This window comes from Paraclostridium sp. MRS3W1, assembly GCF_032465715.1.
GTDB lineage: Bacteria > Bacillota > Clostridia > Peptostreptococcales > Peptostreptococcaceae > Paraclostridium > Paraclostridium dentum.
The window spans coordinates 28,725-55,010 of the sequence record NZ_JAWDJM010000020.1 but is presented as its reverse complement, the minus strand read 5'-3'; the positions used below and the strand labels follow the sequence as shown (position 1 = coordinate 55,010).

Here is a 26,286-nt window from a genome sequence, read left to right as displayed (position 1 = left end):
ATATGTTATTAATTATTAAGAATTATCTATAATCTATTTTTTAATTCTTTAACTATTTCACTTAATTTTATAGTAGTTTGTTCTGATGTTGACATATCTTTTAATTTAACTTCATCATTTGCTAATTCATCATCACCTATTACTATAGTATATTTTGCATTTAATTTATCTGAATATTTAAATTGAGCTTTTAAACTTCTATCTAAATGATCTTTATCTGCACTTATATGATTTTCTCTTAAATCTTTTAATATTTTAAAACTCTTAGTTTGAGCATTTTCACCTATTGTAGCTATGAATATATCTGTAGCTTTAGGGTTAGGTATTTCTAGATTATTATTTTCAAGAGTTAATAATAATCTTTCAACCCCAAGAGCAAATCCAATTCCGCTAACGCCTTTAGGACCTCCTAGTTGTTCTACTAGTCCATCATATCTACCACCACCACAAACGGTACTTTGTGCTCCTATATCATTTGATATTATTTCAAAAGCAGTCTTTTTGTAGTAGTCAAGTCCTCTAACTATAGTTTTATCAACCTTGAAATTTATACCCATTTCAGTTAAATACTCTTGAACCTTCGCAAAATGATCTTTGCAGTCATCACATAAGTGATCTATCATATATGGAATATCTGCTAAATTTTCTTTACAAACTGGGTTTTTGCAGTCTATAACTCTCATTGGATTTTTTTCTTTTCTCTCATTACAAGTCTCACATAAAACATCACTTTTGGCATCTAGATACTCTTTTAAAATATTATTATATTTTTCTCTACAAGTAGGGCAACCTACTGAATTTATACAAGTTTCTAAATTATTTAATCCCACTTCATTGAAAAATTGAACAGCTAAAGCTATAACTTCAGCATCTATAGATGGTTTATCACTACCTAATGTTTCTATTCCAAATTGATGGAATTGTCTTTGTCTTCCAGCTTGAGGTCTTTCGTATCTAAAGCACGGAGTTTGGTAGAATAATTTAGTTGGTTGAGTATCTGCATACATTTTATTTTCAATGAATGCTCTAACTGCACCAGCTGTACCTTCTGGTTTTAGTGTTATACTTCTTTTTCCTTTATCTTCAAAAGTATACATTTCCTTTTGAACGACATCTGTTGTTTCTCCAACACCTCTTTGGAACAACTCTGTATGTTCGAATATAGGAGTTCTTATTTCCTCATATCCAAATAATGCGCATACTTCTCTAAATTTATTTTCAACATAATTCCATTTATATGCATCTTTTGGAGTTATATCTTTAGTTCCTCTTGGAGCTTTAGTTAGCATTTTTATATACCTCCTTTTCCTTTCTTTCTATCATTTCATCAACTCTATCTATGTAAATTTCTACATTTTTAACATTGTCAGTTCTTTCAATTCTATCTTCATCTACATATACATATTTGCTGATAGCACCTGCCCCTACAGCAAGATTACTTTGCTTTTCTTCCATAATTTGAATATTATATATACATTCAAATCCTTCTTTAGCATATCCTATGTTTTCAAGATTTCCAAGCATATGTTTTTGTCTGTACATATAGTAAGGATTAAGCCCCATAGATTTTGCATACTCCATAGATAAATTTATCATACTTACCATTTCTTCATATCTTGTAAGTTCATACTTATCTAGATTTTCTTTTAGGGTAGATGCTCTTTTTATTGCTAATGTATGTACAGTTAAACTCTCTGGAGAAAGTTCTTTTATTCTCTCTAAAGTATTTCTAACCATTTCCACATTTTCATCTACTAAACCTAGTATAATATCCATGTTTATATTATTAAATCCAAGATCTCTAGCCATATTAAAACAACTTACTATATCATCTACGTTATGATCCCTACCAATTTTGACTAAAGTTTCATTATTCATAGTTTGAGGATTTATACTTATTCTAGTAACATTATGCTTTTTCATAACTTCTAATTTTTCTCTAGTTATAGTATCTGGTCTTCCAGCTTCAACTGTAAACTCTTTTATTTTTGTTAAGTCAAGTTCCATAAATAGAGCTTTAATTAAATTATCTAGTTGTTCAGCCTCTAATGTTGTTGGTGTACCTCCACCTATATATAAAGTTTCGATTTCTTTATTAGTCTCTTTTAATAGTTTCGCTAATCCTTTTATTTCCTTTACAATAGCTTTTACGTAATTTTCTCTTAAATGTCCAAATTGTTTCATAGGATTAGAAGGGAATGAGCAATACACACATCTTGTAGGGCAAAAAGGAATACTTACATATAAAGATATCTTATTTTTATCAATAGGGTATATAAATACACGCTCTCTTTTTGCTATATCTAAAGCTAAATCTATTTTTTCATCTTTTATTAAATAATTATCTTTAAGGTTTTGTCTTATTTCAACTTCACTTAGTCCTTCATCTAACAAACTATGGACTATTTTAACAGGTCTTATCCCTGTCAAAATCCCCCATGGTACGTAAGTATCGTACAATTCACTTAAAACCTTAAATATACTTCTCTTTATAATAGTTTTAGATTTCTTTTTTATCTCTTCTTCATTTAAAGAATTTATATTAAAAACTTCTTCTTTGCAAAGCTTTAAATCATTATTTTCATAGTATTTAGTTGTACTCTTTATATAATCTTCATCTTTAATAAACTCACTTATTAAAGCTTTTTCAAATTTTTCATCTTCTTTTATAAATTTAAATTGAGTAGTAAATAACTTGAATAATTCTGCAATTTCATATTTGTAGTCATGTCCTTTTAACTCAATACCTAACATTTAAACTACTCCTTTATTGTTATTCTAAGCAAATACCTTATACTAAATATGGATTAGTTGCTTTTTCTATTCCCATTGTAGTATTTGGACCATGCCCTGGATATACTATTATATCGTCTTCATATTTTTTTAATCTATTTAGTGATTTTTTCATTTGGTTGTCATCTCCACTGTATAAGTCAGTTCTTCCCATACTTCCAGCAAATAATGTATCTCCTGTAAACATGTGATTACCAACTTTTATACACATACAACCTTTTGTATGTCCTGGAGTATGTATAAATTTAAGTTTTAATTCTCCTAATTTTATACCATCTCCCTCATTTACATATTTGTCTGCATCAAATTCAGTTGCTCCACAATGCATTCTATAGCTTAAGTTTTTCTTTTTATCTAAAAGCAGCTCTTTTTCTTCACTATCAGCTATTATACATGCATTTGTAGCTTCTTTTAACTTAGGTACACAACCAATATGGTCTCCATGTCCATGAGTAAGTATTATATATTTAACATCTATAAAATTATCTTTTATAAATCTCATTAAGTCATCTACTTCTCCACCTGGATCTATAACTGCACCCTCTCTAGTATTTTTATCTGCTATTAAGTATGTGTTTTCTCCAAATAAATGATCTGTAAATTTCTCTATTATCATAACTAAATCCCCCTTAAAAATTTTTTTCAGAATCTATAAGTATTGTAACTGGTCCATCATTTATTAGCTCAACCATCATATGTGCTCCAAATTTTCCAGTACCAACATTTATATTTTGTTTTTTAGCTTTTTCTATGAATTCTTCATATAAATTATTAGCTAAATCTGGCTTAGCCGCTCCTGTAAAGTTAGGCCTTCTACCTTTTTTGCAGTCTCCGTATAATGTAAATTGTGAGACAACAATCAATTCTCCATTTATATCTTTAAGAGATAAATTCATTTTTTCATCTTCATCTTCAAATATCCTTAAGTTAACTATTTTTTCTATTAAATAATCAACATCCTTACTAGTGTCTTCATGTGTCACTCCTAAAAGTACTAATAATCCTTTTTCAATATTTGAAATTTTTTGTTCATCCACAGTGACACTAGATGATGCTACCCTCTGAACTACAGCTCTCATAATGCCTCCTTAATTTATAACTCTATAAATATCTTCTACTCCCGGTATTGCTCTTACTTTTTTCATTAAAAGAGTTAATGTTTCTATACTATCAACTTCTACAAGTAAATTTACACTTACAATATTTAACTTTCCTTTTCTTGCATTAATTCCATTTAATGATACTTTTTCTATAGCCACAATATGTGTTATGTCATTTATAATTCCACGTCTGTCTTCTGCTTGTATTTGAATTTCAGCTTCAAATTTGGCGTTATTCGAATTTTCCCAAGAAACTTCTACCAATCTATTTTTAAAGTAGTCATTGTCTAAGTTAGAGTTAGGACAATCTTTTCTATGTACAGCAACTCCTCTTCCCTTTGTTATATATCCTATAATTTCATCTCCAGGTATTGGATTGCAGCACTTAGCAAATCTAACAAGTATATTGTCTACTCCCTTTACTATAATGCCTTGAGGTGATGATTTTTTTCTTTTTTTAGTATACTCTTGTTCACCTATACTATGTTTATTTATATCATCTACAACCTTTATCTCAGAAGATTTCTTTACGTAATCTTTTTCATAAAGTTCTTTTACTTTAGGAACTATCTGCGATGGCATTATACCTCCATATCCTATAGTTGCTACTAAATCACCTACAGTCGGTTGGTTAAACTTTCTTGCCATTTGAAGCATATACTTTTCAATTATTGGGTCTTTTGTTGGTATGCTATATTTTTTGAATTCTTTCTCCAAAATCAAGCTACCTCTTTCTATATTTTCTTCTCGTCTTTCTTTTTTAAACCATTGTCTTATTTTAGACTTAGCATTAGGAGTTTGTACTATATTTATCCAATCTCTACTTGGACCACTTGAATTTGCTGAAGTTAAAATTTCAACAATATTACCATTTTGTAGTTTATAGTCCAATGTAACTATTCTTCCATTTATCTTAGCTCCTACGCATTTGTTTCCTACATTGGTATGAACCCTGTATGCAAAATCAATCGGTGTTGACCCAGCCGGCAATTCTATTACATCCCCTTTTGGAGTAAATACATACACTTGACTATTAAATACATCATCTTTTAATGCATCCATAAATTCTTGTGGGTCTTTTAAATCTTTTTCCCACTCCATCATCTGTCTTAACCATTGTAGTTTTTCTTCTAGTTTACTTTCTTTAACAGTGGTTTTTCCTTCTTTATACTTCCAATGTGCAGCAATTCCGTACTCTGCTATGTTATGCATTTCATTAGTTCTTATTTGAATTTCTAACGGCTCTCCATCTGGTCCTACAACTATAGTGTGTAAAGATTGGTACATATTAGGCTTTGGCATAGCTATATAGTCTTTAAATCTTCCTGGTATTGGCTTCCATAGGGTATGTACCATACCTAAAACTGCATAACAATCTTTTACTGAATTTACAATTATTCTAACTGCCATTAAATCATATATTTCTTCAAAATCTTTATGCTTGTTTTTCATTTTTCTATATATACTGTAGAAATGCTTAGGTCTTCCATATATATCACAATTTATATTAACTTCATCAAATTTTTCTTTAAGAATATGTACTATTCTTTCTATATAAGCTTCTCTTTGGCTTCTTTTTTTAGCTACCTTTTCCACCAAATCATAATATCCATCACTGTCTATATATCTAAGTGCGATATCTTCTAGTTCCCATTTTACTTTGTATATTCCTAATCTACTTGCAATTCCACCGTATATTTCTAGCGTTTCTGTCGCTTTAGCTTTAGCTTTTTCAGGCGGCATGAACTTTAGAGTCCTCATATTATGTAACCTATCGGCTAATTTTATAAGTATTACTCTTATATCTTTTGACATAGCTAAAAACATTTTTCTTAAATTTTCAGCTTGCGTCTCTTCCTTAGACTTATACTTTATCTGTCCAAGTTTAGTTACTCCATCAACAAGGTCTGCGATTTCTTCCCCAAAATCATTTTTAATATCTTCATATGTAAATTCGGTATCTTCAACTACATCATGTAATAATCCCGCTGCTATAGTTTGCATATCTAATTCCATATCACAAAGTATATTAGCAACAGCTATTGGATGTATAAAATATGGTTCCCCAGATTTTCTTAATTGTCCTTCATGAGCTTTTTTACCATAGTAATAGGCTTTCTCAATTAAGTCTAAATCGCCATTAGGGGCATATCTTTTTATTTTTTCTATTAGTTCTTGTAATTGCTTATCTTGCATAGTACCACCTATTTTATAGTATAAATTTTGATATATATGAAAATAGTTGGCTTTTTACCAACTATTGAACACTATTAATATTTTACAAGTGAGTTTACATGATATTGAGATACTTTATCTCTACCATTTAACTCTTCTAATTCTATTAAAAATTGCATAGAAACAACTTCTCCACCTAATTTTTCTATAAGTTTAGCTGCAGCTTCCATAGTTCCACCTGTAGCTAATAAGTCATCTACTATTGCAACTCTTTGCCCTGGTTTTATTGAATCTTTATGGATTTCTAAAGTGTCTGTTCCGTATTCTAATCCATATTCAAACTTTTCAGTTTCTCCTGGTAACTTGCCTGGCTTTCTTACTGGTACAAATCCTATACCCATTCCATAAGCAACTGGTGTTCCCATTAAGAAACCTCTAGCTTCTGGTCCAACTATTATATCAACATTCTTATCTTTTAGATCTGCTATTATTTCATCTACCGCAAACTTAAATGCTTCTCCGTTGCTTAATAAAGTTGTTATGTCTTTGAATCCTATACCTGGTTTTGGGAAATCTTTAATCTCTCTTATTGAATCTTTTAAGTTCATTTAAATCCTCCTAATAGCTTTGCTTGTATTTATCCTTAAGTTGATTAAGTCCTTGTAGTACTTTACTTGAAGCTAAATCAATCTTAGTACTTGGTTTTGGCATAATTTCCATTGTTAAAGTACTATTTTCATCTTCCACATGAAAATTAATTAAATCTAATTCTTTAAACACATTTAACATAGCAAATAATTTTATTGGTGCTATGTTTAACTTAGATTTAATGTCTAGTATATTAATTTTTATTTCTTTATATTTAGACATTATTTTATATAAAGTTATAAATTCTTCTCTCTCTGGAATTATACTTCTAATAATATTATTTATATATATTAAATCATTCTTATCATAATATTTTATAATTTCACATTCATTGTCACTTTCTTCAAATAAACATGAATATTCCTCAATATCATATAAATAATCATAAAGAATAATATTATTATATCTTTTTAAATCTATTTTATCAATATAGGGAAAGAATATAAGTTGAACTTTGTTGTTTATATTCTCTATAATATTGTAATTTATGTCAAATTCATATTCAGTAAGTGATATATCTGATAATGCTTTAAAAAATCCATTTACTGAATTTGCAATCACTAAACTTTTTTCATTTATATAGTCAAATATATTTATATCTTTGCATCCGTCTATATTAACTTTTCCATAATTTGAAATTTTATTATTTGAATCTAAACAAGGTTTAATATTTCTAAATAAATTTATACTATCTAAATTTTTACCAATATCCTTTGGATATGCCATTCTTATATCTTTTAGTAAAAATTGTATTTTTCTATTTCCCATGTAGTTATTTTCATCTAATTGGAATAATACATCAACTTTATCTCCTACCTCAAATTGCTCAGACATATATGCCATGTTAAATCCTATACATTCATATACGTTATTTTTTTCTAAGTTTAATTTTAAGTGATTCTTATCTTTTCCTAGTCTAAAAATACCTCTTATTTCTAATTCCCTCATTATAAATCTAGGACTTGGATTACTCATTCCAAAAGGCTCTAAACTATGAAGTTCTTCTATTAAATTAAAATCTATAGAACCTTCATTTAATTCAAACTCTACAGATATATTTTCTACCATATCATCTTCTGTAAGTTGATAGTTTGCAATTTCATTAACTTTTCTTCTTAAAGTTTCTATATTTTTAGAATCCATTGATAGTCCTGCTGCTTGTTCATGTCCACCAAATTTGTTTAGTAACTCTGAACAATTAACTAAACTATCAAATATACTGAACCCTTTTATAGATCTAGCAGACCCAGTAGCTTCTCCATCTTCAATAGTTAAAAGTATTGTTGGCTTATAATACTTTTCTGTCAATTTAGATGCAACTATACCTATAACTCCATGTTGCCATCCTTCTTTTGCTATTACTAGTACTTTATCTGAATTATAGTTTTTGTCATTTAAAATTATATCTTCTGCTTCTTGATACATTTTAGCTTCTATCATTTGTCTTTCATTATTCTTTTCTTCTAATAAACTAGCTATTTCCATAGCTTCTTCTTTCGATTTAGTTGTAAATAATTCAACCCCTAAGTATGAATACCCTAATCTACCAGAAGCATTAATTCTAGGTCCTATAGAAAATCCTATATGCGATGACCCTATTTTATCAGTTTCAATTCCACAAACATTTATAAGTTCTCTTAGACCTATATTTTCTCCATCTTTCATAAGCTTCAAGCCATTTTTTACAATTATTCTGTTCTCATCCACCAAAGGTACTATATCACATATAGTTGCTAAAGTTACTATCTCTAGGTACCTGTACATAGAGTTTTTAAACTCGTCTTCAGGAGTTAATGCTTGTATAATTTTGAATGCTACTCCGCAACCACATAACATATCAAATGGATAGTTACAATCTTTTTGTTTAGGATTTATGACTGCATACGCATCTGGTATTTTATCTTGTACCTCATGGTGATCTGTTATTATAATATCTATCCCCAATTCATTAGCTAATTCAACTTCTTTTACAGACGTTATTCCACAATCTACACTTATTATTAAATCACACTCTTGTTCCTTCAGTATCCTTATTGCATCTTCATTTATACCGTATCCTTCTTCTAATCTATTTGGTATATAGTATTTAACTGGGTATCCTATAGAGTCGAAATATATACATAATATAGATGTAGATGATACTCCATCAACATCGTAATCTCCATATACCCATATATTTTGATTATTTTCCATAGCATATTTTATTCTATCTACAGCTTTTTTCATATCTTTCATTAAAAATGGGTCTCTTAAGTAATCTAATGACGGATTTATAAAAATTTCAGCATCTTCTTTATCTTTAATACCTCTGTTTTTTAAAATTTGCCCTATTTCCGGGGAAATCTTCATTTTTTTACCTAAATCATATTCTTTTATGCTACCTGTGTACTTAAGTGTCCATTTTTTGTTAAACATGTATATCTCCCCCTATTTTTTTATATATTGTGATCTTATTATCTTAACAACTAAAAGTATTCCTACTAAAAAAGAAACTACAAACCCTGAAAATGCAAGTACTTTGACCCACCAATTGCTATTTACATTTGGCGAAGCTATTATTAAAGAGGATCCAACTAATAATGCAGCTAGCACTAAACTTAAGGATAGTTGAGTTGCTAAATCTGTTATTATTTTTTCTAATTTAGAGAATTTAACATCTTCAATGTGAATTTTAATATTGTTTTTTTCTATATTTCTTAAAATAGATTTTACTTGTCTAGGAATTATCCTTATATCTGCAATAGCTTCTTGAGCGCTTTGTTTTGATTCTTTTATTAGATTTTCAGGATTTAACCTGTTTAGGTAGTAATACTTCATAAATGATTTTCCTGCAACAGTTATTGAAAAATTAGGATTTAATTCTCTAGCTGTACCCTCTAATGTAATAAGAGCTTTTCCTAATAATACTAATTGTGGCGGAAGCGCGGCCTTATATGTTCTACAAAATCTAAATACTTCATTTAATATATCTCCCAAGCTTAATTTATCTATCGGAACATCATAATAATAATGCATTAAATAAAGTAAATCTTGTCTTAGCCCAGTTAAGTTAGTATCATAAGATATTACATCTAACTCCATCAGTAAGTATATTATTCTATCTATATTTCTATCCACGGCTGCAAGTGTTATTGAATTTAATGTATTTAACATTTTCTTATCAATAATTCCAATCATTCCAAAATCTATATACGCTATACAATTTTCATTTATAACAAATATATTTCCTGGATGCGGATCTGCGTGGAAAAATCCATATTCAAAAATTTGTTTAAATAAAGATCTAATTCCTATTTCACTTATTTTCTCCGTATCCCAGCCTAGCTTTTTCATTTTATTTACGTCACTAAGCTTAACTCCAACTATTTTTTCCAATACTAATACCTTTTGAGTAGTATAATCCATAAATACTTTAGGTATATAAACTTCATTTGTATTAGAAAACATATTTTGGAACTTAACAGCATTTATAGCTTCGAAGTTGTAGTCTAACTCTCTTAAAATCTGAGTTTCAAAATCTTCAACTATACCTTGTACATCTATATTTAAATCTTTTTTTATATCTGTTAGAGCAGATGCAATAGACTTTAAAATTTCTATATCTGACTTTATCAACTGCTCAACATTAGGTCTTTGAATTTTTACTATTACATTTTCTCCACTAATTAATTTTGCTTCATAAACTTGCCCTAGAGATGCGGCTGCTATAGGTGTCTCATTAAACTCTTCGAAAATTTTATCTATAGGCATACTAAGCTCTTCTTTTAATATACTCATAGCAATTTCAGTATCAAACACTTCAACATTATCTCTTAGCTTTACCAATTCACTTATAATACTTTGATCTAGTAAATCTTTTCTCGTGCTTAATATCTGTCCTAATTTTACATACGTAGGTCCTAATTCTTCAAATACTTTTCTAAGCCTTTCACCTGTAGTCATATTCTTTATCTCTGCCGGTGGATTTGTTATAGGAATTTTATAAGCTACTCCTTCTATATTAAGTTTTTCAACAATAATACTGAATCCATATTTTAAAAGTATATGAACTATTTCTTTATATCTTTTTAAATGTCTATAACTTACCTTCATTTTTCACACCCTAGTCTCAGTTTAAGTAGTTTTATTTTATAAGAGAAGAAAGGACAATATTATTATATTGCCCCTTTTTTCATCTCTACTTATAATTATTTGCAGTTTCTACATATTTTAATGCAGAATTAACAAGATTTTGTTTTTCTTCTTCTGTAAGTTCTCTTACAACTTGTGCTGGAGCTCCTTTTACAAGCACTCCAGATGGTATTTTCTTATTAGGTGGAATCAGACTTCCAGCAGCTACTAAAGTGTATTCTCCTATTTCAACACCACCTAGTATTATAGATCCCATTCCTATTAAAGTATTATCTCCTATTGTACATCCGTGTATAAGAGCTTTATGACCAACAGTTACATTATTTCCTATTACAGTATCTTTATTATACTCTATATGTATAACAGTTCCATCCTGTATATTAGTATTTTCACCTATAACTATATTATTCTCGTCACCTCTTATAACCACGTTATACCATACATTAGAATTTTTTCCTATAGTAACATTTCCTATTATATCTGCAGATTCAGCTATAAAAACACTACTATCGATTACAGGATTATTTCCTTTATACCCCTTAATCATTTAAACTATTTCCCTTCTATCATTAATCTTGCTTGTATCATTATTGAACATTCTGTACGTTTCTTTTGCATTTCACAACCTAATTCATAAGGTTTCATTACATCGCCATTAAAGTTCATAGCATTTGCATGACATCCTCCTGAACAGTAGAATTTATTCCAACACTTCTTACAATCTTCCTTACTATACACATGAGCATTTTTGAATTTATCTGTTAATTCTCTAGGTATTACTATTTCTTCATCATTTATATTAGCTAATCTAAACTCTTCTTTTCCAACAAACTGATGACATGGATACATATCTCCCTCAGGAGTTACAGCTAAATATTCATTACCTGCTCCACATCCAGTTATTCTCTTTATTACACAAGGTCCTTGATTTAAATCTATCATAAAGTGGAAGAACTTGAACTTGTCTCCATTTAATAATCTATCAGAGTATTTAACTGCTAATTTTTCATATTCATTAAATACTGTCTCTAAATCTTCTTCTCTAAGTGCAAATGGGTTGCTTTCATCATCTACAACAGGCTCTACAGATGTTAATTCAAATCCCTCATCAGCAAAATGAAGCACATCTTCCGAGAAATCTAAATTGTCCCTAGTGAAAGTTCCTCTTATGTAGTAATATTTGTCTTTAGGTCTACTTTCAACTAATTTTTTAAACTTAGGCATTATTATATCATAACTACCTTTATCATTTAATGTAGGTCTCATTCTATCATTAACATCTTTTCTTCCATCTAAACTTAAAACTACATTATGCATATGTTTATTTATGTACTCTATTTTTTCATCATCTAATAATATTCCATTTGTAGTTATTGTAAATCTTATATTTTTATTATTTTCTTTTTCTATACTTCTTCCGTATTCAACAAGTTGTTTTACAACTTCAAAATTCATTAGAGGTTCTCCACCAAAGAAGTCTATTTCTAAGTTTCTTCTATTTCCAGAATTAGCTATTAAGTAATCTATTGCTTTTTTACCTACTTCATAACTCATTAACTCTTTAGCTCCACCAAAATCTCCTTGCGCAGCAAAACAGTACTTACATTTTAAGTTACAATCATGAGCCACATGTAAGCATAAAGCTTTGACTACTTTTTTTCTATCTATAAAATTAGGGTGATGATTGTATGTGTCTTCTGTATACAACAAACCTTCTTCTTCTAATGTTTTTACTTCGTTATAAGCTTCTTTTATTTGATCTTCTGTATAAGTCTCACTTAATAAACTTATTATCTCATCTAGAGATTTCTCTTTATAGTGGTCTAATAGGTTATATGCAACTTCATCAACAACATGAACAGCTCCACCGTTTACATCTAAAACTATATTATACCCGTGCATCGAAAATTTATGTATCATATCCATTGTAGTCCCTCCTAGTTTGTTTATATCTATATATTATCATATAAATGTAATTATGTACTATTTATCTTTTCTATCAAATCGATTCATTTTCACTCAAAAAAAGCAGCTAAATTAGCTGCTTTTTCTTTTTTAAAATATATTTACTATCTTTCGCACTCTTGATTTGCAACTGTACAAGAAGTTTTACAAGCAGATTGACAAGATGTTTGACATTCTCCACATCCACCTTTTGCCGCACTTTCTTTTAAAGTAGCTTTAGATAAAGTTTTTATATGCTTCTTTTCCATTGAAACTACCTCCTATCCTTATATAAACCTTTATTGATTATATCATAAATTTTACATAAGTGGAAATTTATTTAAAGTTTACCCCTAAAACCCCACCTATTCCACCTGCAAGTGATGTCAATAATACTTTATATATAGATGTAATTTCAAACACAAAAGAATCTTTAGCTAAAAATACAACTACCATTAAACACACTATGTAAAGTAGTCCAACTAATATACCATATAAAAGACCTTTTTCTTTTATTTTTTTAGATGCATAAAATCCTCCAAATGCAGCAGAAGCTGTAGTTATAACAGAAGCAGCCATAGCTATACTGTCTCCTGACATATTAGTAAAAGTAAGTAGTCCATTGTAAGTTAGTAAACAAATTAATGTTATTATGTACGCATATCCAAGTCCTTTAAATATGCTATTTGATTTTTCCATAAAAAAACCTCCCCTCTAATATAAAATATATTCAAGGAAAGGCTTTGTAATTACTAATATCGTTTTATTTTTCTTTTGATTCTGTAGAAGCTATAGCCCATTTTTCAAATGGTACTTTTGTTCTACTAGGCCCTATTTCTAATATAACAACATCTTCTTCAACCTTAGCTACATTAGCTACTATACCACCTATTGTAACAACTTTAGCGCCTACATCTAAGCTTTCTCTCATTTCTTTAAGTTGCTTGTCTTTTTTCTTTTGTGGTCTTATTAAGAAGAAATAAAAAATTGCAAAAAATACAACCCACATAAGTATTCCTACTACTGCTTGAGGCATTTATCCCACTCCTTTTATAATATATTCTTAAAACTCTTCAATTTAGTTTTATATAATAATTATTATAACTTAAAATAATTATAATTCATAGCCATATTTTTGGAAAAATTCTTTTCTAAAATCTAATAATCTATCTTCCATTATCGCTTGTCTTACTTGCTTCATTAAATCTAGTAAGAAATGTAAGTTATGAGTAGTTATAAGTCTAGCAGCTAAAATTTCATTAGCTTTAACTAAATGTCTTATATATGCTCTTGTATAGTTTCTACAACAATAACAATCACAATTTGGATCTAATGGTCCAAAATCTCTTGCATATTTTGCATTTCTAACCACTACTTTACCTTCACTTGTCATAGCTGTCCCATTTCTAGCTATACGAGTAGGTAATACGCAGTCAAACATATCTATTCCTCTTATAACACCTTCTATTAAGTCATCAGGACTTCCTACTCCCATTAAATATCTAGGTTTATCTTCAGGCATTAAAGGTACAGTGTAATCTAAAACTTCGTACATAAGATCTTTTGGTTCTCCAACACTTAATCCTCCAACAGCATATCCTGGTAAGTCTAAAGCTAGAACTTCTCTTGCTGATTGTTCTCTTAAATCTTTGTACATTCCTCCTTGGATTATTCCAAATAGAGCTTGATTTTCTGTGTTTTTATGAGCTTCTTTACATCTTTCTAACCATCTAGTAGTTCTTTCTAAAGAATTTTTTACATACTCTCTATCAGCTGGGTATGGAGCACACTCATCAAACGCCATCATTATATCTGAACCTAATGCATTTTGTATTTCCATAGCTTTTTCTGGACTTATAAAGTGCTTTGATCCATCTATATGAGATCTAAAGTGAACACCTTCTTCAGTTATTTTTCTAAGTGGCCCTAAACTAAACACTTGGAATCCACCACTATCTGTAAGTATAGGTTTATCCCAGTTCATAAATTTATGAAGCCCTCCAGCTTCTTTAACTAAATCATGTCCTGGTCTCATATATAAATGATATGTATTACTTAAAATAATTTGAGACCCTATTTCTTTTAATTCTTCTGGTGTCATAGATTTTACAGTTGCTTGAGTACCAACTGGCATAAATATTGGTGTTTCTATTACTCCGTGAGGAGTGTGTAATCTTCCTAATCTTGCTCCACTTTGCTTACAAGTTTTTATAAGTTCATATCTTACTGCACTCATTATAACTCTCCTTATTTATCTATTGTTTATTTTCATTTTTCAATGCTTTTTCTAAATTTCTCTTATGGCAATCACAATCTTCATCTTCACATTCTTCATAATGAATACTGGTTACATTCATTGTGCTATTGTCATCAGTTAACAAATACTTTCTTATTGCAAATAGACCAGCTATAGCCATAATTCCAAGTAATAGCTCTAACATACCCTCACTCTTAGGCAATAATAGTAACTTTCTAGCTATTGCATACAATAGTACTTCAATTAGCGCCCCTGGAATATGTAATGAAAGCATTACTACTAACTCTACACCTATGACTAACAGTAATATTTGTCCTAACAAATCATTAAACTGAGCATATTGTACTGGAGTTCTGTATTCAACAATATACGAATGCCATATCATTCTTAATACATCTATTGTTCCTAAAAATACCGCAAGCAGCACAACCATAGCTAACAGTGATTCAAATATATATGCAATTTTAAGTGCTAAACTTTTTTCAGCTAGTTTTTTCATATTATTCCCCCTTGATAATTTATTTAATTATCATTGCATCTCCAAAACTAAAGAATCTATATTTTTCTTTAACAGCTATATTATATGCATTTAAAACAGCATCTTTTGAAACTAATGCACTTACTAACATTATTAAAGTAGATTCTGGTAAATGGAAATTCGTTATTAGTCTATCTACTACCTTAAACTTATACCCTGGATATATAAATATATTCGTCCATCCACTAGACTCTACAATTTCTCCATTTTCGTTACTTGCTGATTCTACAGTTCTACAACTAGTAGTACCAACACATATAACTTTATTTTCATTTTTTTTCGCTCTATTTATTTTCTCAGCAGCTTCTTTATCAACCATATAGTACTCAGAGTGCATTTCATGTGCTAATACATCATCAACTTTTACAGGTCTAAAAGTTCCAAGCCCTACATGTAATGTTACAAAAGCTATATCGATTCCTTTTGCTTTTATACTTTCTAGTAATTCATTTGTGAAATGAAGTCCTGCTGTAGGGGCTGCTGCAGACCCATTATGCTTTGAATATACAGTTTGGTATCTTTCTCTTTCTTCTAATCTCTCTGTTATATATGGAGGTAGTGGCATATTTCCTAATTCATCTAGTACTTCTTCAAATATTCCTTCATAGTAAAATTTAACTAATCTAGAACCTTCTTCTGCAAGCCCTACAACCTCGCCTATAAGCTTTCCATTTCCGAAAGAAAATTTTGTTCCTATTTTAGCTCTTTTCCCCGGTTTTACTAAAGCTTGCCATACATCTTTTTCTGTTCTTTTTAATAAAAGAAATTCTATTTTCCCTCCAGTGTCAACTTTTTCTCCTATAAGTCTAGCTGGTATAACTCTTGTATTATTAAGAACTAAACAGTCTCCTGGATTCAGATAATCTATAACATCTTTAAATATTTTGTGCTCAACATCTCCCGTTTTTCTATCTAAAACCATAAGTCTAGAGTTAGATCTATCCTCTAACGGTGTTTGAGCTATTAATTCTTCTGGTAGGTCAAAGTAAAAATCACTAGTTTTCAATTTAAACGTCCTTTCTATTTTTTAGTACAAATTACATCATAACAAAAAAAATAATTTTTTTCTATCATTAATCCTATTATTAAATGCTATATAAATTAATTTTTCCTATTTTTCTTTTGGATAAGGAATATTTAAATGTTCATATGCAAGAGGCATGGCAATCCTTCCTCTAGGCCCTCTATTTATAAATCCTAATTGAAGTAAATATGGTTCATACACATCCTCAATAGTATTTCTATCTTCTCCAATAGATGCTGCTAATGTATCTAATCCTACTGGTCCGCCCTTAAACTTTTCAATTATTGTAACTAGTAACTTTTCATCAACATAGTCAAGTCCTAAGCTATCTACTCCTAACAATTCTAAAGCATCATTTGCAACTTCATCAGTTATATTTCCATCTGCTCTAACTTGTGCATAGTCTCTAACTCTTTTTAGTAATCTATTTGCAATTCTTGGAGTTCCTCTAGACCTTCTTGCAATCTCTGTTGCTCCTCCTATTTGAATTTCAGCTCCTAAAATAGCAGAAGATCTTATTACGATTTGAGCAAGTTCTTCAACTGTATAGTAATCTAGTTTACAGATAACTCCAAATCTATCTCTTAACGGGTTTGTTAGCATACCTGCTTTTGTAGTTGCTCCAATTAATGTAAATTTAGGTAAATCAAGTCGTATACTTCTCGCAGATGGCCCTTTACCTATAATTATATCTAAACAGTAATCTTCCATTGCAGAGTATAAAACTTCTTCAACTGTTCTACTTATTCTATGAACCTCATCTATAAATAAAACATCATTTTCATTTAAATTTGTAAGTATAGCTGCTAAGTCTCCAGCTCTTTCTATAGCAGGCCCTGATGTTATTCTAAGATTAACTCCCATCTCGCTAGCTATTATAGATGCAAGTGTTGTTTTTCCAAGACCTGGTGGTCCATATAGTAAAACATGGTCTAACTGTTCATTTCTAGCTTTTGCTGCCTCTATAAATATTTTCAATAATTCTTTTGCCTTATTTTGCCCTAAATAATCATCTAGACTCTTTGGCCTTAAATTATTTTCTATGTCTACATCTTCATTTTGCATAGATGATGTTATAATTCTATTTTCATCTTCAAACATATTTCAATTTCCCCCTCTATCTAAGAGATTTGCTCATAATATAACTTAATGATTTTTTAATTATATCCTCTGTGTTCATTCCATCTTTTTTACACTTATCAACTGCTTCCTTAGATTCTTGAGATGAATATCCTAATGCAATAAGTGCATCAACTGCTTCATCTTGTGATATAGCTATCGGCATTTGGCTAAGAAGTGTAGGTTCAAACTCTATGTTATTTTTATCAATTTTATCTTTTAGTTCTAATATAATTCTTTCAGCAGTTTTTTTCCCAACCCCTGGCGCTTTTGACATTTTTGCTACATCTTCACTGACTATATATGCACCTATTTGTTTAGGTGTAGCAAAAGATAAAATTCCCAAAGCTACCTTAGGTCCTATTTTAGAAACTGAATTTAATAATTCAAACATTTTTAACTCTTCTTTTGTTGAAAATCCACATAGACTCATGTCATCTTCTCTCACTATTAGCTTAGTATGAATTTTACATTCTTTCCCTAGTTTTACGTCTGCTAAAGTATTTGCTGATACATTTACTTTATATCCAATATTATTTGCCTCTATTACTAAACTATCTAAGTTTATTTCTTCAATTTTACCTTTTATATAACTATACATATTGCCCCCCTATGTTCTTTAATGTTTTTTCTAATTTATTTGAATGACAATGACATATTGCAACCGCTAATGCATCGGCTACATCATCTGGTTTTGGTATCGCCTTTAAATTTAAAAATGACTTAACCATTTGTTGAACTTGAGCTTTCTGAGCTCTACCATATCCAACTACTCCTTGTTTAACTTGAAGAGGTGTATATTCATAGACAGGTATGTTATTATGTGCACATGCAAGCATTGTAACTCCTCTCGCTTGTGCTACAGTTATAGCTGTTTTTACATTTTTATTAAAGAACAACTCTTCAATTCCAACTTCGTCAATATTATAATTTTTTATAAGCATGTCTATTCCTTTATATACAAGCTCTAATCTTCTTAATATATCCATGTGTGCTGGAGTAGTAACCGCTCCATAATCAATAACTCTGAACTTATTATTTTTATATTCTATAATTCCATAACCAACAATAGCAATTCCTGGATCTATACCTAAAATAATCATATTTTGAAATAACTCCTTTTTACGAAACTTACGTTCTATATTAATATATAATAACATATTTAGCTATAAACTATAAAGAGATGAAAAGTTTCCCTTTCATCTCTTTCAATAGTATTGGTTATGAGTTTATATTTTTTCAACTTCCAAAGTCTTCTAATTTTGAATAAATTTCATCTTGTGATTTTGCAAATATTCCAGATTTAACTTCTTCTTGAACTTTTTTAGGTAAAGACTCTGTTTCAATTTCTGTATTTTCTATAAATTCTCTATCGCCTTTTTCATTGTACTTGTAAACATTTAATAAACCTTTGTTATCAACTATAGCAAATTGATTAGCCTTACTAGTATCATTAAATGTTTCTCTTTCTTGTAAAGTAATTTCATATGTATCTAGTTTTTTTATGCTTCTATTAGGATATTTAGTCGATAAGTACTTAGTTATATCTTCTTTTGACTTTCCAACCAAATCTTTCGGTATCGTACCGATCATTGTTGGAGCTTCTTTGCTAGGTGTGCCATCTTCAAGTGTCTTTTCTACCCAAATTTCACAGTCTTCACTTAAATTAAAAATTTCTTTTGCTGTTGTTTCTTCTTTCTTTTGCTCTGAATTGGTTTTTTTAGAAATATTTTCATTTGTTGATTTAAATCCTACATAAATCCCTCCAGCGAGAACTACTATGCCTAAAATTATAACAATTGGTATTCGCCAAGGAAATTCTTTTTTCTTTTCGAACATTAAAAACAACCTCCTTATATCGGATATTTTTTCCAATTGTTTATTTTTTATACATTTTTTACATTTATTATAATATTTTATTTTAAATATTTTTCTATCCTTAGTCCCATTTATTGATAAATTTTCATATTATACTTTATAAATATGATTTTTTGATGGAGGTGAAAATATTGAGTATCGATAATGAATTGCTATCAAGAGTTGAATTTATTGAGTTTAAACAACAAGTTTTACTCTTAAAACATCCTTCTCATAAAGTTACTATATTTGCAGAGCTAACTTTATACGAATTTTTATCTATTAGAGATTATGTTAAAAATTTTGAATATTATTTAGAAAATGGATACAATTTTGATTTCAAGAGTTTTGAATCAGGCTTATACGATTTAATACCTAAACTAAAAACTTATCCAGAAAGTTCAATTTTAATTGCAAAGATACTAATGAATATATCAAACTTCAATAAATTATTTAATTCAAATAATTAGTGATATGACTTTGAAAGTTCATATTGCCTTTTTTTATAAAGTATATCTATAAATCCTTTTGGAAATAATTTTAATAAATACTATTTTAGGAGGATTTATTATGGATAAAATTAAATGTAGCGTTAACAACTGTTCTCATAATAGTAAAGGTTTATGTTATGCGGATAGAGTTAATATTCAAGGAAGTTCAGCTCAAACAAAAGAACATACAGCATGTGCATCATTTTTAGAAAATGCAGTTTACAGTGAGCTTACTAACAACACTAACGATAAAGGAGCTTGCTCTTGCCTTTTCTGTAAAGTAAATACTTGTTCATATAATTCTAACAATCTATGTACTTTAGAATCTATCGATGTCTGTCCTGATACTGGTAGACCTAACCTTTACTCTGAAACAAGTTGTTCAAGTTTTAAATGTAAATAATAAAAAAGGAGATATAAATATCTCCTTTTTTTATTCTTCTATTTCCCAGTTATGAGCTATAGATTGAACATCATCATCATCTTCTAGCATGTCTACTAATCTATTCATGAACTTTAATTGTTCTTCTTCTGTTAATTTAGTAGTTGTTTGTGGTAATAATTTAACTTCTGCAGATATAAAGTTATATCCTTTACCTTCTAATTCGTCTCTAACAGCTTGGAAATCTTCTGGAGAAGTTACTACTTCAAATCCATCTTCTTCAACTATTAGATCTTCAGCTCCAGCTTCTAATGCTATATCCATTAACTCTTCTTCAGATACATCATCAGTTGCTTCTATTAATATTTGACCTTTTTTATCAAACATAAATGAAACGCATCCACTAGTTCCTAAGTTTCCACCATTTTTATCGAAGTAGTATCTAACATTTCCTGCTGTTCTGTTTTTGTTGTCAGTTAAAGTTTCTACTATTACCGCAACTCCTCCTGGTCCGTACCCTTCATAAACTATAGTTTCAAAGTTTTCGTTGGCTCCACCACCAGCACCTTTAGCTATAGCTCTATCTATATTATCATTAGGCATATTGTCTGCTTTAGCTTTATCTATTGCTGCTTTTAGTGTTGCATTGTATTCTGGATTTCCTCCACCTTCTTTAGCTGCAACTGCTATAGCTCTTGCATGTTTTGTAAATATTTTTGCTCTCTTAGCGTCTTGTTTACCTTTTTTGTTGATTATGTTTCCTATACGTCCCATAATTCCACTCCTTGCTATGTAAATTAAAATAAAGTTGCGTTATGCTTATATTTTATATAAGGATATTTAATACGTAATATAACTTTACTATATAAATATTTTGTAAGTTATACTATATATACACCGTAATTTTAGCATAAAACATTAATTTAGTAAATTAGAACTTAGGCGGTGCTGCTGCTGTATGTCTTTTATGCTCACTAATTCTATGAAGTCTTGCTATTATATCTTGGTCTTTTTGAGGAACTTTTTCTATTTCACCTTTTACCACAGCATCTATCATATCATAGCTTGTACCCATTTCATTTTCATCAGTTTGACCTTCCCAAAGCCCAGCTGATGGAGCTTTATTTATAACATCATCATGAACACCTAAAGCTTTAGCCCATTCATACACTTCTCTTTTTGTTAAGTTTGCTAGAGGAACTAAATCAACTCCTCCATCTCCATACTTAGTAAAATACCCTGTATGAATTTCTGCTGCGTTATCAGTTCCTACAACTAAATAACCTAAATTATTTGCAACTGTATATACTGTACTCATTCTTATTCTAGCTCTTAAGTTAGCATCACTCATTCTATCATTATTTTCTTTATAAAGTCCCTTGTTTTTTAAACCATCAGTAACTTTATTATATATTCCAACTTGTTCATCCGTTAAATCTAAGTCTAAATACTCTATTTCGCAACCATCTATTACTTTAAGTGCATCTAATCTATCTTGTGGATTACTTTTTATACTCATAATTACACCCATTGAATCTTTTGGAAAAGCTTTTTTTATAAGGTAAGCAACTACTGCCGAGTCTATACCCCCAGACACACCTACTATTAAACCATTAGTATTTGATTCTTTTACTTTTTCTCTTAACCAATCTACTGTTTTATCTATTTTAAAATTTATATCTGTCATTACACTTCCTCCTTACATTTTATGGATAACCCAATTATATCAGATATTTTTATTTTAATTAAATATAATTTATGCTTTATGTTAAAAATAATTCAAGAAGGTGATATTATGGAAAAAAAATTTTTAAATTTTAATATTAAGAATTCATTTATAGGTTTAATAACAGGATTTATAAACGGTGTTTTTGGGTCTGGTGGTGGAACACTTTTAGTCCCTATTTTAAATAATATTTTAAAAGTAGAAGAACATAAGTCTCATGCTACAGCTCTTGCAATAATATTATTTTTAACAACTACAAGTTCATTTATATATGTTTCTCAAGGTACTTATGATTTAAATACAACTCTTAAAGTTGCTGTAGGAAGTATAGTTGGAGGCATTGTTGGCGCTAAAATACTTTGTAAGTTGACTGGAAGATTTTTAAGAATATCATTTGGATCTATAATGATTATAGCCGCATTAAGGATGGTGTTTTAATGTTTCTTGTTTTACTTGGATTTTTTTCTGGAATAATAGGTGGTATGGGTATGGGTGGTGGTACAATATTGATTCCTGCATTAATATTATTTGCAAATATTGACCCTAAAATAGCTCAAAGTATAAATTTACTTTCATCCATACCTATGACTATATTCGCTTTATTGATACATATAAAAAATAAAAAGGTTATTTTAAAATTAGTAATACCAATAGCCTCATTTGGTATTTTAGGAGCTATATTTGGATCTTTTTTAGCAACATACCTATCATCAGAAGTTTTAAAAAAAGTTTTTGGAGTATTTTTACTTGTAATAGGAGTTTTAGAAGTTAAAAAAGGTATTTTTAATCCAAATAAAAATAAATGTGAAAAATAAAAATCGCCCAAAGTTTAATTTTTATAAAATTAACTTTGGGCATTTTTTATAGTATCACTTGTCCATCTTTTTCTGATAAATAGAATTCTTCTCCTATCGTTATCTGTGCTGTAGCACTTGTTATATCATTAATTCTTTCTATAATAGCTTCTTTTTCATTTGCTCTTGAATATACTATTATCTCTACATTATCTTCGTAAATAGTATCTTTTATAAAGTAACCCATATTCATTATTTCATTTTGAACTTTTCCAAGTTGATTATAATCTATTTTTATTTTAACTTCTTGATACATTATTTTTTCTATTATTTTTCCTGCTTCAAGACCTATTTTAGCTCCTTTTGTATATGCCCTAACAAGTCCTCCTGCACCTAACTTTATTCCTCCAAAATATCTAGTAACAACAACTACTACATCTCTTAAATCTTCTTTTTTTATAACTTCTAATGTAGGTATACCTGCTGTTCCCTGTGGCTCACCATCATCGCTATATCTTTGTATATTCATACTTTTTCCTACAGTATATGCCCAAACATTATGTCTTGCATCTTTATGCTTTTTCTTTATTTCATTTATAAATTCAACAGCTTCTTCTTCTGTTTTTATAGGCTTAGCGTATCCAATAAATCTAGACTTTTCTATTGTAATTTCATCTGTCCCAAATTCATGCAGTGTTTTATACATCTAGTTCCTCCTTAGCTTGTTTATATACTAATTATAGTATAAATAAATAGAACAAGGCAAATGCCTTGTTCTATAATTTAAGTACGAATAATTAAACCTTAATTATTCGTACTATTCTTTTTTAAATCTTTAAATTTTCTGTAAGAAATTTCTACAAGAGATTTTTCTTTATTATGAGCTAACATATCTAAAGCATCCTTAACCTTAAAAAAACCAGCTTCTGTAATATCTTCATCATTAATGTTATACTCAGTGTTGTCGCTCTCCATTATGTACCACATTATAGCGTTACATACTTTTTGATGTCTAGTTTTTGAGTAAAATTCATACATAGTATCTCCTGCCATATCTAGAACTTTAGCCTCAACCTCAACTTCGTCTTTAACCTTTTGTGGAGCTACTTCACTAGCGATATCATTCTCGCTTATTTTTCCTTTAGGAATAGTCCATTCACCTTTGTCGTTTTTTACTATTAATACTTTGTTTGCATAAAATACTATACCACCTGCACAACGTCTTAGTATCATAATTAGACTCCCCCTACTAAACCATATTTTCACACCAAGATGTGGAGTTACACTACTTTAGTAATTTCTTTTGTTACTCCATTATATGTTAAATTTATATTGTTTATGTTATCTATTGAGGAGTTTTTTCTAATTGATTTATAGTCTCTTCATACGCCCTAATAACATAATTTTTTTCAAAATTATTTTTATTTTTAAGCTTTTGTAATATAACTAAACTATCTTTATTTCCTATATTTGCAAGTGCTTTAGCGCAGTATTGTCTAGTTTGAGCATTTGAATCGTAAAGCCCTTTATGAAAAATTTCCCTACTTTCTACAGATGATATTTTCCTAAGAGCTGAGTATGTTATTCTTCTTACATCTGAGTGTCTATGATTTGTAAGCTGGTGTAGAATTTTTAAAAATCTATCATCATTTAATTCCCCAGTTGCCCATATTAAAATCATAAGATCTTCTGCATTTTTCTCTATCATAATTCTTTTGTATATTTTTCTTTTAAAATCCAATAATTTTTCGTCATTTAAAGAATTCATCAAATCTATTCTTTCATCTTTACCTAATTCTAAAAACTTATCTAGAATATCTTTAGATGATTCTATTTTACTTTTCATTAAAGATTTTATTTCTATTTTGGCTTTTATTAATTGTTCATTTATTTTTTGAATTTCAATATTTCTTATCTTACTTATTTGAGATACTGTCTTAGACTCTTTGTACAGAAGATATGTTATAAAATGATCTTCTAGATTTTCTATATTATCCCAAGAGATATTCATTTAACTACCTACTCATTTATTATATAGCTTTTATACATATTGTAATCTTCTTCATCTAGGTCGACAGTTAACTCTATTCCATTTTCTACATACTCAAATTTTTCAATATTGTATTTATTTTTTAATTTATTAAATACATCCCCTTTATCATATGGAAGTAGTAAACTTACTTTATACGTATTTTCCATTAGCGCATTTTGTATCATATCTATTAATTTATCCATATTAATACCTTGTTTAGCAGATATATATACTGTATTTTCTTGGTTTTTAGGATAAATATCTAGTTCTAGTCTATCAATTTTGTTGTAAGCCATTATTGTTGGCTTATCATTTGCATCTAGTTCTTTTAAAACATTTTTAGTCGTATTTTCCTGGATTTCAAAACTATCATTAGTCGCATCTACTACATGAACTATTAAGTCTGCATAATGTACTTCTTCTAATGTAGCTTTAAACGCCTCAACTAAATCATGTGGCAATTTACTTACAAATCCTACTGTATCTACAACTAAAAACTCTCTTTTATTCGGAAGTAATGCTTTTCTTAGAGTTACATCTAAAGTTGCAAATAGCATATCTTTTGATAAAACTTCTTTTTCAACACTATAATCTTTATGTGTTTTGATAAGCTCATTCAACAGTGTAGATTTCCCTGCATTTGTATATCCTACTAATGCAACAATAGGTATATTAGACTTTAATCTCTGTGCCCTTTGAGTGTCTCTGTTTTTCTTAACATCTCTAAGTTCTTGTCTTATATCTGCCATTTTATTTAAGATATGTCTTTTATCAACTTCTAACTTTTGTTCTCCTGGCCCTCTTGTTCCAATACCTGCCCCAGTTCTACTCATTTCTCCACCCATACCATACAGTCTAGGCATTCTGTATTTTAACTGAGCCAACTCAACTTGTAATTTACCTTCTTTGCTTAAAGCTCTTTGTGCAAATATATCCAATATTAAAGTTGTTCTGTCTATTACTTTTCTCTGAACTAACTCTTCTATATTTCTTATTTGGGCTCCAGATAATTCATCATTGAATATAACAACTGTAGCATCTAGAGATTCACAGTAAGCTCTTATCTCTTCTACTTTTCCTTTACCTATATAAAAAGCAGCCTCTCTAGCTGGTCTATTTTGAATTATGCTCCCTACAACTTCTGCTCCAGCAGCTTTTGCAAGTTCTTTTAATTCTTCCATAGATTCATTAATATCTATATCATCAACTTTCTTTACATTAGTAGTTATATTTAATCCTACTAACAATGCTTTTTCTACTATTTTATCCATTGAA

At 29.3% G+C, this 26,286-nt stretch carries 30 protein-coding genes; 4 read left to right on the top strand and 26 right to left on the bottom strand.

Translation table 11 applies throughout. From position 1 onward, the window contains the following. Window positions 1–26: 26 nt before the first annotated feature. The 20 genes from hisS to RWY47_RS01560 form a co-directional block, all read right to left on the bottom strand. Window positions 27–1,289 (bottom strand): histidine--tRNA ligase, encoded by a 1,263-nt coding sequence (gene hisS, locus RWY47_RS01655; protein ID WP_150841954.1) that lies wholly within the window; start codon window positions 1,287–1,289, stop codon window positions 27–29. After that, entirely contained in the window at window positions 1,279–2,754 is a 1,476-nt protein-coding gene (gene hemZ, locus RWY47_RS01650; RefSeq protein ID WP_150841953.1) for a coproporphyrinogen dehydrogenase HemZ, read from the bottom strand. The genes hisS and hemZ overlap by 11 nt, the downstream gene beginning before the upstream one ends. A 37-nt stretch (window positions 2,755–2,791) precedes the next feature. Beyond that, the gene (locus tag RWY47_RS01645) at window positions 2,792–3,409 is read right to left on the bottom strand and encodes an MBL fold metallo-hydrolase (RefSeq protein ID WP_150841952.1); all 618 of its coding nucleotides are present in this window, start codon (window positions 3,407–3,409) and stop codon (window positions 2,792–2,794) included. A 13-nt stretch (window positions 3,410–3,422) separates the two neighbouring features. Beyond that, window positions 3,423–3,872 carry a D-aminoacyl-tRNA deacylase gene (gene dtd / locus RWY47_RS01640; protein ID WP_035116838.1) on the bottom strand — a complete coding sequence of 150 codons (450 nt, stop codon included), beginning with the start codon at window positions 3,870–3,872 and terminating at the stop codon, window positions 3,423–3,425. Between the two features lie 9 nt (window positions 3,873–3,881). Beyond that, window positions 3,882–6,089, bottom strand: a complete 2,208-nt coding sequence (locus RWY47_RS01635) for a RelA/SpoT family protein (RefSeq protein WP_021431781.1) — start codon at window positions 6,087–6,089, stop codon at window positions 3,882–3,884. A 74-nt stretch (window positions 6,090–6,163) separates the two neighbouring features. Next, window positions 6,164–6,676, bottom strand: coding sequence for an adenine phosphoribosyltransferase (locus RWY47_RS01630; RefSeq protein WP_021428377.1), 513 nt, complete (start codon window positions 6,674–6,676; stop codon window positions 6,164–6,166). 10 nt (window positions 6,677–6,686) lie between these two features. Further along, entirely contained in the window at window positions 6,687–9,131 is a 2,445-nt protein-coding gene (gene recJ / locus RWY47_RS01625; protein WP_224170653.1) for a single-stranded-DNA-specific exonuclease RecJ, read from the bottom strand. 12 nt (window positions 9,132–9,143) lie between these two features. Continuing rightward, a complete protein-coding gene (locus RWY47_RS01620; protein ID WP_168932435.1) occupies window positions 9,144–10,808 on the bottom strand; it encodes an ABC1 kinase family protein in 1,665 nt (554 codons plus the stop codon). Window positions 10,809–10,893: 85 nt separating this feature from the next. Then, entirely contained in the window at window positions 10,894–11,394 is a 501-nt protein-coding gene (locus RWY47_RS01615) for a gamma carbonic anhydrase family protein (RefSeq protein WP_021428394.1), read from the bottom strand. 5 nt (window positions 11,395–11,399) lie between these two features. Beyond that, the gene (gene scfB / locus RWY47_RS01610; protein ID WP_150841950.1) at window positions 11,400–12,773 is read right to left on the bottom strand and encodes a thioether cross-link-forming SCIFF peptide maturase; all 1,374 of its coding nucleotides are present in this window, start codon (window positions 12,771–12,773) and stop codon (window positions 11,400–11,402) included. A gap of 143 nt (window positions 12,774–12,916) precedes the next feature. Next, window positions 12,917–13,060: a six-cysteine ranthipeptide SCIFF gene (gene scfA, locus RWY47_RS01605; RefSeq protein ID WP_021122491.1), complete on the bottom strand. Its 144-nt coding sequence runs from the start codon at window positions 13,058–13,060 to the stop codon at window positions 12,917–12,919. A gap of 67 nt (window positions 13,061–13,127) precedes the next feature. After that, window positions 13,128–13,490, bottom strand: a complete 363-nt coding sequence (locus RWY47_RS01600; RefSeq protein ID WP_021428396.1) for a TIGR04086 family membrane protein — start codon at window positions 13,488–13,490, stop codon at window positions 13,128–13,130. 64 nt (window positions 13,491–13,554) lie between these two features. Next, window positions 13,555–13,827 (bottom strand): preprotein translocase subunit YajC, encoded by a 273-nt coding sequence (gene yajC / locus RWY47_RS01595; protein WP_021428480.1) that lies wholly within the window; start codon window positions 13,825–13,827, stop codon window positions 13,555–13,557. Between the two features lie 78 nt (window positions 13,828–13,905). Beyond that, on the bottom strand, window positions 13,906–15,027 hold the full coding sequence (tgt, locus tag RWY47_RS01590) for a tRNA guanosine(34) transglycosylase Tgt (protein WP_150841949.1): 1,122 nt from the start codon (window positions 15,025–15,027) through the stop codon (window positions 13,906–13,908). A 19-nt stretch (window positions 15,028–15,046) separates the two neighbouring features. Continuing rightward, window positions 15,047–15,547, bottom strand: coding sequence for a phosphate-starvation-inducible PsiE family protein (locus RWY47_RS01585; RefSeq protein WP_021428403.1), 501 nt, complete (start codon window positions 15,545–15,547; stop codon window positions 15,047–15,049). Between the two features lie 19 nt (window positions 15,548–15,566). Next, a complete protein-coding gene (gene queA, locus RWY47_RS01580; protein ID WP_150841948.1) occupies window positions 15,567–16,592 on the bottom strand; it encodes a tRNA preQ1(34) S-adenosylmethionine ribosyltransferase-isomerase QueA in 1,026 nt (341 codons plus the stop codon). 105 nt (window positions 16,593–16,697) lie between these two features. Continuing rightward, entirely contained in the window at window positions 16,698–17,711 is a 1,014-nt protein-coding gene (ruvB, locus tag RWY47_RS01575) for a Holliday junction branch migration DNA helicase RuvB (RefSeq protein ID WP_021428482.1), read from the bottom strand. A 16-nt stretch (window positions 17,712–17,727) separates the two neighbouring features. Then, window positions 17,728–18,330, bottom strand: coding sequence for a Holliday junction branch migration protein RuvA (ruvA, locus tag RWY47_RS01570; protein WP_021428368.1), 603 nt, complete (start codon window positions 18,328–18,330; stop codon window positions 17,728–17,730). After that, entirely contained in the window at window positions 18,323–18,832 is a 510-nt protein-coding gene (gene ruvC / locus RWY47_RS01565) for a crossover junction endodeoxyribonuclease RuvC (protein ID WP_021428405.1), read from the bottom strand. The genes ruvA and ruvC overlap by 8 nt, the downstream gene beginning before the upstream one ends. Window positions 18,833–18,968: 136 nt before the next feature. Next, complete coding sequence (locus RWY47_RS01560) at window positions 18,969–19,568, bottom strand: hypothetical protein (RefSeq protein WP_021431775.1); 600 nt, start codon at window positions 19,566–19,568, stop codon at window positions 18,969–18,971. A gap of 170 nt (window positions 19,569–19,738) precedes the next feature. On the opposite strand from RWY47_RS01560, the gene RWY47_RS01555 reads away from it, so the two are divergent. After that, window positions 19,739–20,056, top strand: a complete 318-nt coding sequence (locus RWY47_RS01555) for a hypothetical protein (RefSeq protein ID WP_021428491.1) — start codon at window positions 19,739–19,741, stop codon at window positions 20,054–20,056. Window positions 20,057–20,156: 100 nt separating this feature from the next. Then, window positions 20,157–20,480, top strand: a complete 324-nt coding sequence (locus RWY47_RS01550; RefSeq protein ID WP_021428530.1) for a DUF1540 domain-containing protein — start codon at window positions 20,157–20,159, stop codon at window positions 20,478–20,480. A 30-nt stretch (window positions 20,481–20,510) separates the two neighbouring features. On the opposite strand, the gene RWY47_RS01545 is transcribed toward RWY47_RS01550, so the two are convergent. Next, window positions 20,511–21,233, bottom strand: coding sequence for a YebC/PmpR family DNA-binding transcriptional regulator (locus RWY47_RS01545; protein WP_021428503.1), 723 nt, complete (start codon window positions 21,231–21,233; stop codon window positions 20,511–20,513). A gap of 157 nt (window positions 21,234–21,390) precedes the next feature. Continuing rightward, the gene (gene nadE / locus RWY47_RS01540) at window positions 21,391–22,146 is read right to left on the bottom strand and encodes an NAD(+) synthase (RefSeq protein WP_021428379.1); all 756 of its coding nucleotides are present in this window, start codon (window positions 22,144–22,146) and stop codon (window positions 21,391–21,393) included. 108 nt (window positions 22,147–22,254) lie between these two features. On the opposite strand from nadE, the gene RWY47_RS01535 reads away from it, so the two are divergent. Together RWY47_RS01535 and RWY47_RS01530 are read left to right on the top strand one after the other, a co-directional pair. Beyond that, on the top strand, window positions 22,255–22,623 hold the full coding sequence (locus tag RWY47_RS01535; RefSeq protein WP_021428490.1) for a sulfite exporter TauE/SafE family protein: 369 nt from the start codon (window positions 22,255–22,257) through the stop codon (window positions 22,621–22,623). Then, window positions 22,623–23,000 carry a sulfite exporter TauE/SafE family protein gene (locus RWY47_RS01530; protein WP_021428429.1) on the top strand — a complete coding sequence of 126 codons (378 nt, stop codon included), beginning with the start codon at window positions 22,623–22,625 and terminating at the stop codon, window positions 22,998–23,000. Before RWY47_RS01535 ends, RWY47_RS01530 begins: the two co-directional genes overlap by 1 nt. A 46-nt stretch (window positions 23,001–23,046) precedes the next feature. Here the strand turns inward: RWY47_RS01530 and RWY47_RS01525 are convergent, their stop codons facing one another. The 4 genes from RWY47_RS01525 to hflX all read right to left on the bottom strand — a co-directional run bounded on the left by RWY47_RS01525 (window position 23,047) and on the right by hflX (window position 26,282). Continuing rightward, window positions 23,047–23,685 (bottom strand): YigZ family protein, encoded by a 639-nt coding sequence (locus RWY47_RS01525; protein ID WP_150841945.1) that lies wholly within the window; start codon window positions 23,683–23,685, stop codon window positions 23,047–23,049. A gap of 98 nt (window positions 23,686–23,783) precedes the next feature. Beyond that, the gene (locus tag RWY47_RS01520) at window positions 23,784–24,212 is read right to left on the bottom strand and encodes an NUDIX domain-containing protein (RefSeq protein ID WP_046822539.1); all 429 of its coding nucleotides are present in this window, start codon (window positions 24,210–24,212) and stop codon (window positions 23,784–23,786) included. A gap of 112 nt (window positions 24,213–24,324) precedes the next feature. Continuing rightward, window positions 24,325–24,990 carry a HEAT repeat domain-containing protein gene (locus RWY47_RS01515; protein ID WP_224170652.1) on the bottom strand — a complete coding sequence of 222 codons (666 nt, stop codon included), beginning with the start codon at window positions 24,988–24,990 and terminating at the stop codon, window positions 24,325–24,327. Between the two features lie 8 nt (window positions 24,991–24,998). Beyond that, window positions 24,999–26,282 carry a GTPase HflX gene (gene hflX / locus RWY47_RS01510; RefSeq protein WP_150841944.1) on the bottom strand — a complete coding sequence of 428 codons (1,284 nt, stop codon included), beginning with the start codon at window positions 26,280–26,282 and terminating at the stop codon, window positions 24,999–25,001. Window positions 26,283–26,286 lie beyond the last annotated feature (4 nt).

What these genes read in the sequence shown, in the direction of transcription:
- dtd (WP_035116838.1), bottom strand. Translation starts at nt 3,872, where the DNA reads ATGAGAGCTGTAGTTCAGAGGGTAGCATCATCTAGTGTCACTGTGGAT.
- RWY47_RS01530 (WP_021428429.1), top strand. Translation starts at nt 22,623, where the DNA reads ATGTTTCTTGTTTTACTTGGATTTTTTTCTGGAATAATAGGTGGTATG.
- RWY47_RS01585 (WP_021428403.1), bottom strand. Translation starts at nt 15,547, where the DNA reads ATGAAAAAACTAGCTGAAAAAAGTTTAGCACTTAAAATTGCATATATA.
- RWY47_RS01550 (WP_021428530.1), top strand. Translation starts at nt 20,157, where the DNA reads ATGGATAAAATTAAATGTAGCGTTAACAACTGTTCTCATAATAGTAAA.
- RWY47_RS01600 (WP_021428396.1), bottom strand. Translation starts at nt 13,490, where the DNA reads ATGGAAAAATCAAATAGCATATTTAAAGGACTTGGATATGCGTACATA.
- RWY47_RS01620 (WP_168932435.1), bottom strand. Translation starts at nt 10,808, where the DNA reads ATGAAGGTAAGTTATAGACATTTAAAAAGATATAAAGAAATAGTTCAT.
- RWY47_RS01630 (WP_021428377.1), bottom strand. Translation starts at nt 6,676, where the DNA reads ATGAACTTAAAAGATTCAATAAGAGAGATTAAAGATTTCCCAAAACCA.
- hemZ (WP_150841953.1), bottom strand. Translation starts at nt 2,754, where the DNA reads ATGTTAGGTATTGAGTTAAAAGGACATGACTACAAATATGAAATTGCA.
- scfB (WP_150841950.1), bottom strand. Translation starts at nt 12,773, where the DNA reads ATGGATATGATACATAAATTTTCGATGCACGGGTATAATATAGTTTTA.
- ruvB (WP_021428482.1), bottom strand. Translation starts at nt 17,711, where the DNA reads ATGTTTGAAGATGAAAATAGAATTATAACATCATCTATGCAAAATGAA.
- ruvA (WP_021428368.1), bottom strand. Translation starts at nt 18,330, where the DNA reads ATGTATAGTTATATAAAAGGTAAAATTGAAGAAATAAACTTAGATAGT.
- hisS (WP_150841954.1), bottom strand. Translation starts at nt 1,289, where the DNA reads ATGCTAACTAAAGCTCCAAGAGGAACTAAAGATATAACTCCAAAAGAT.
- RWY47_RS01535 (WP_021428490.1), top strand. Translation starts at nt 22,255, where the DNA reads ATGGAAAAAAAATTTTTAAATTTTAATATTAAGAATTCATTTATAGGT.
- RWY47_RS01515 (WP_224170652.1), bottom strand. Translation starts at nt 24,990, where the DNA reads ATGAATATCTCTTGGGATAATATAGAAAATCTAGAAGATCATTTTATA.
- recJ (WP_224170653.1), bottom strand. Translation starts at nt 9,131, where the DNA reads ATGTTTAACAAAAAATGGACACTTAAGTACACAGGTAGCATAAAAGAA.
- yajC (WP_021428480.1), bottom strand. Translation starts at nt 13,827, where the DNA reads ATGCCTCAAGCAGTAGTAGGAATACTTATGTGGGTTGTATTTTTTGCA.
- RWY47_RS01560 (WP_021431775.1), bottom strand. Translation starts at nt 19,568, where the DNA reads ATGTTCGAAAAGAAAAAAGAATTTCCTTGGCGAATACCAATTGTTATA.
- RWY47_RS01525 (WP_150841945.1), bottom strand. Translation starts at nt 23,685, where the DNA reads ATGTATAAAACACTGCATGAATTTGGGACAGATGAAATTACAATAGAA.
- ruvC (WP_021428405.1), bottom strand. Translation starts at nt 18,832, where the DNA reads ATGATTATTTTAGGTATAGATCCAGGAATTGCTATTGTTGGTTATGGA.
- scfA (WP_021122491.1), bottom strand. Translation starts at nt 13,060, where the DNA reads ATGGAAAAGAAGCATATAAAAACTTTATCTAAAGCTACTTTAAAAGAA.
- RWY47_RS01520 (WP_046822539.1), bottom strand. Translation starts at nt 24,212, where the DNA reads ATGATACTAAGACGTTGTGCAGGTGGTATAGTATTTTATGCAAACAAA.
- nadE (WP_021428379.1), bottom strand. Translation starts at nt 22,146, where the DNA reads ATGACAGATATAAATTTTAAAATAGATAAAACAGTAGATTGGTTAAGA.
- RWY47_RS01545 (WP_021428503.1), bottom strand. Translation starts at nt 21,233, where the DNA reads ATGGGACGTATAGGAAACATAATCAACAAAAAAGGTAAACAAGACGCT.
- RWY47_RS01615 (WP_021428394.1), bottom strand. Translation starts at nt 11,394, where the DNA reads ATGATTAAGGGGTATAAAGGAAATAATCCTGTAATCGATAGTAGTGTT.
- hflX (WP_150841944.1), bottom strand. Translation starts at nt 26,282, where the DNA reads ATGGATAAAATAGTAGAAAAAGCATTGTTAGTAGGATTAAATATAACT.
- RWY47_RS01645 (WP_150841952.1), bottom strand. Translation starts at nt 3,409, where the DNA reads ATGATAATAGAGAAATTTACAGATCATTTATTTGGAGAAAACACATAC.
- tgt (WP_150841949.1), bottom strand. Translation starts at nt 15,027, where the DNA reads ATGAGTGCAGTAAGATATGAACTTATAAAAACTTGTAAGCAAAGTGGA.
- RWY47_RS01635 (WP_021431781.1), bottom strand. Translation starts at nt 6,089, where the DNA reads ATGCAAGATAAGCAATTACAAGAACTAATAGAAAAAATAAAAAGATAT.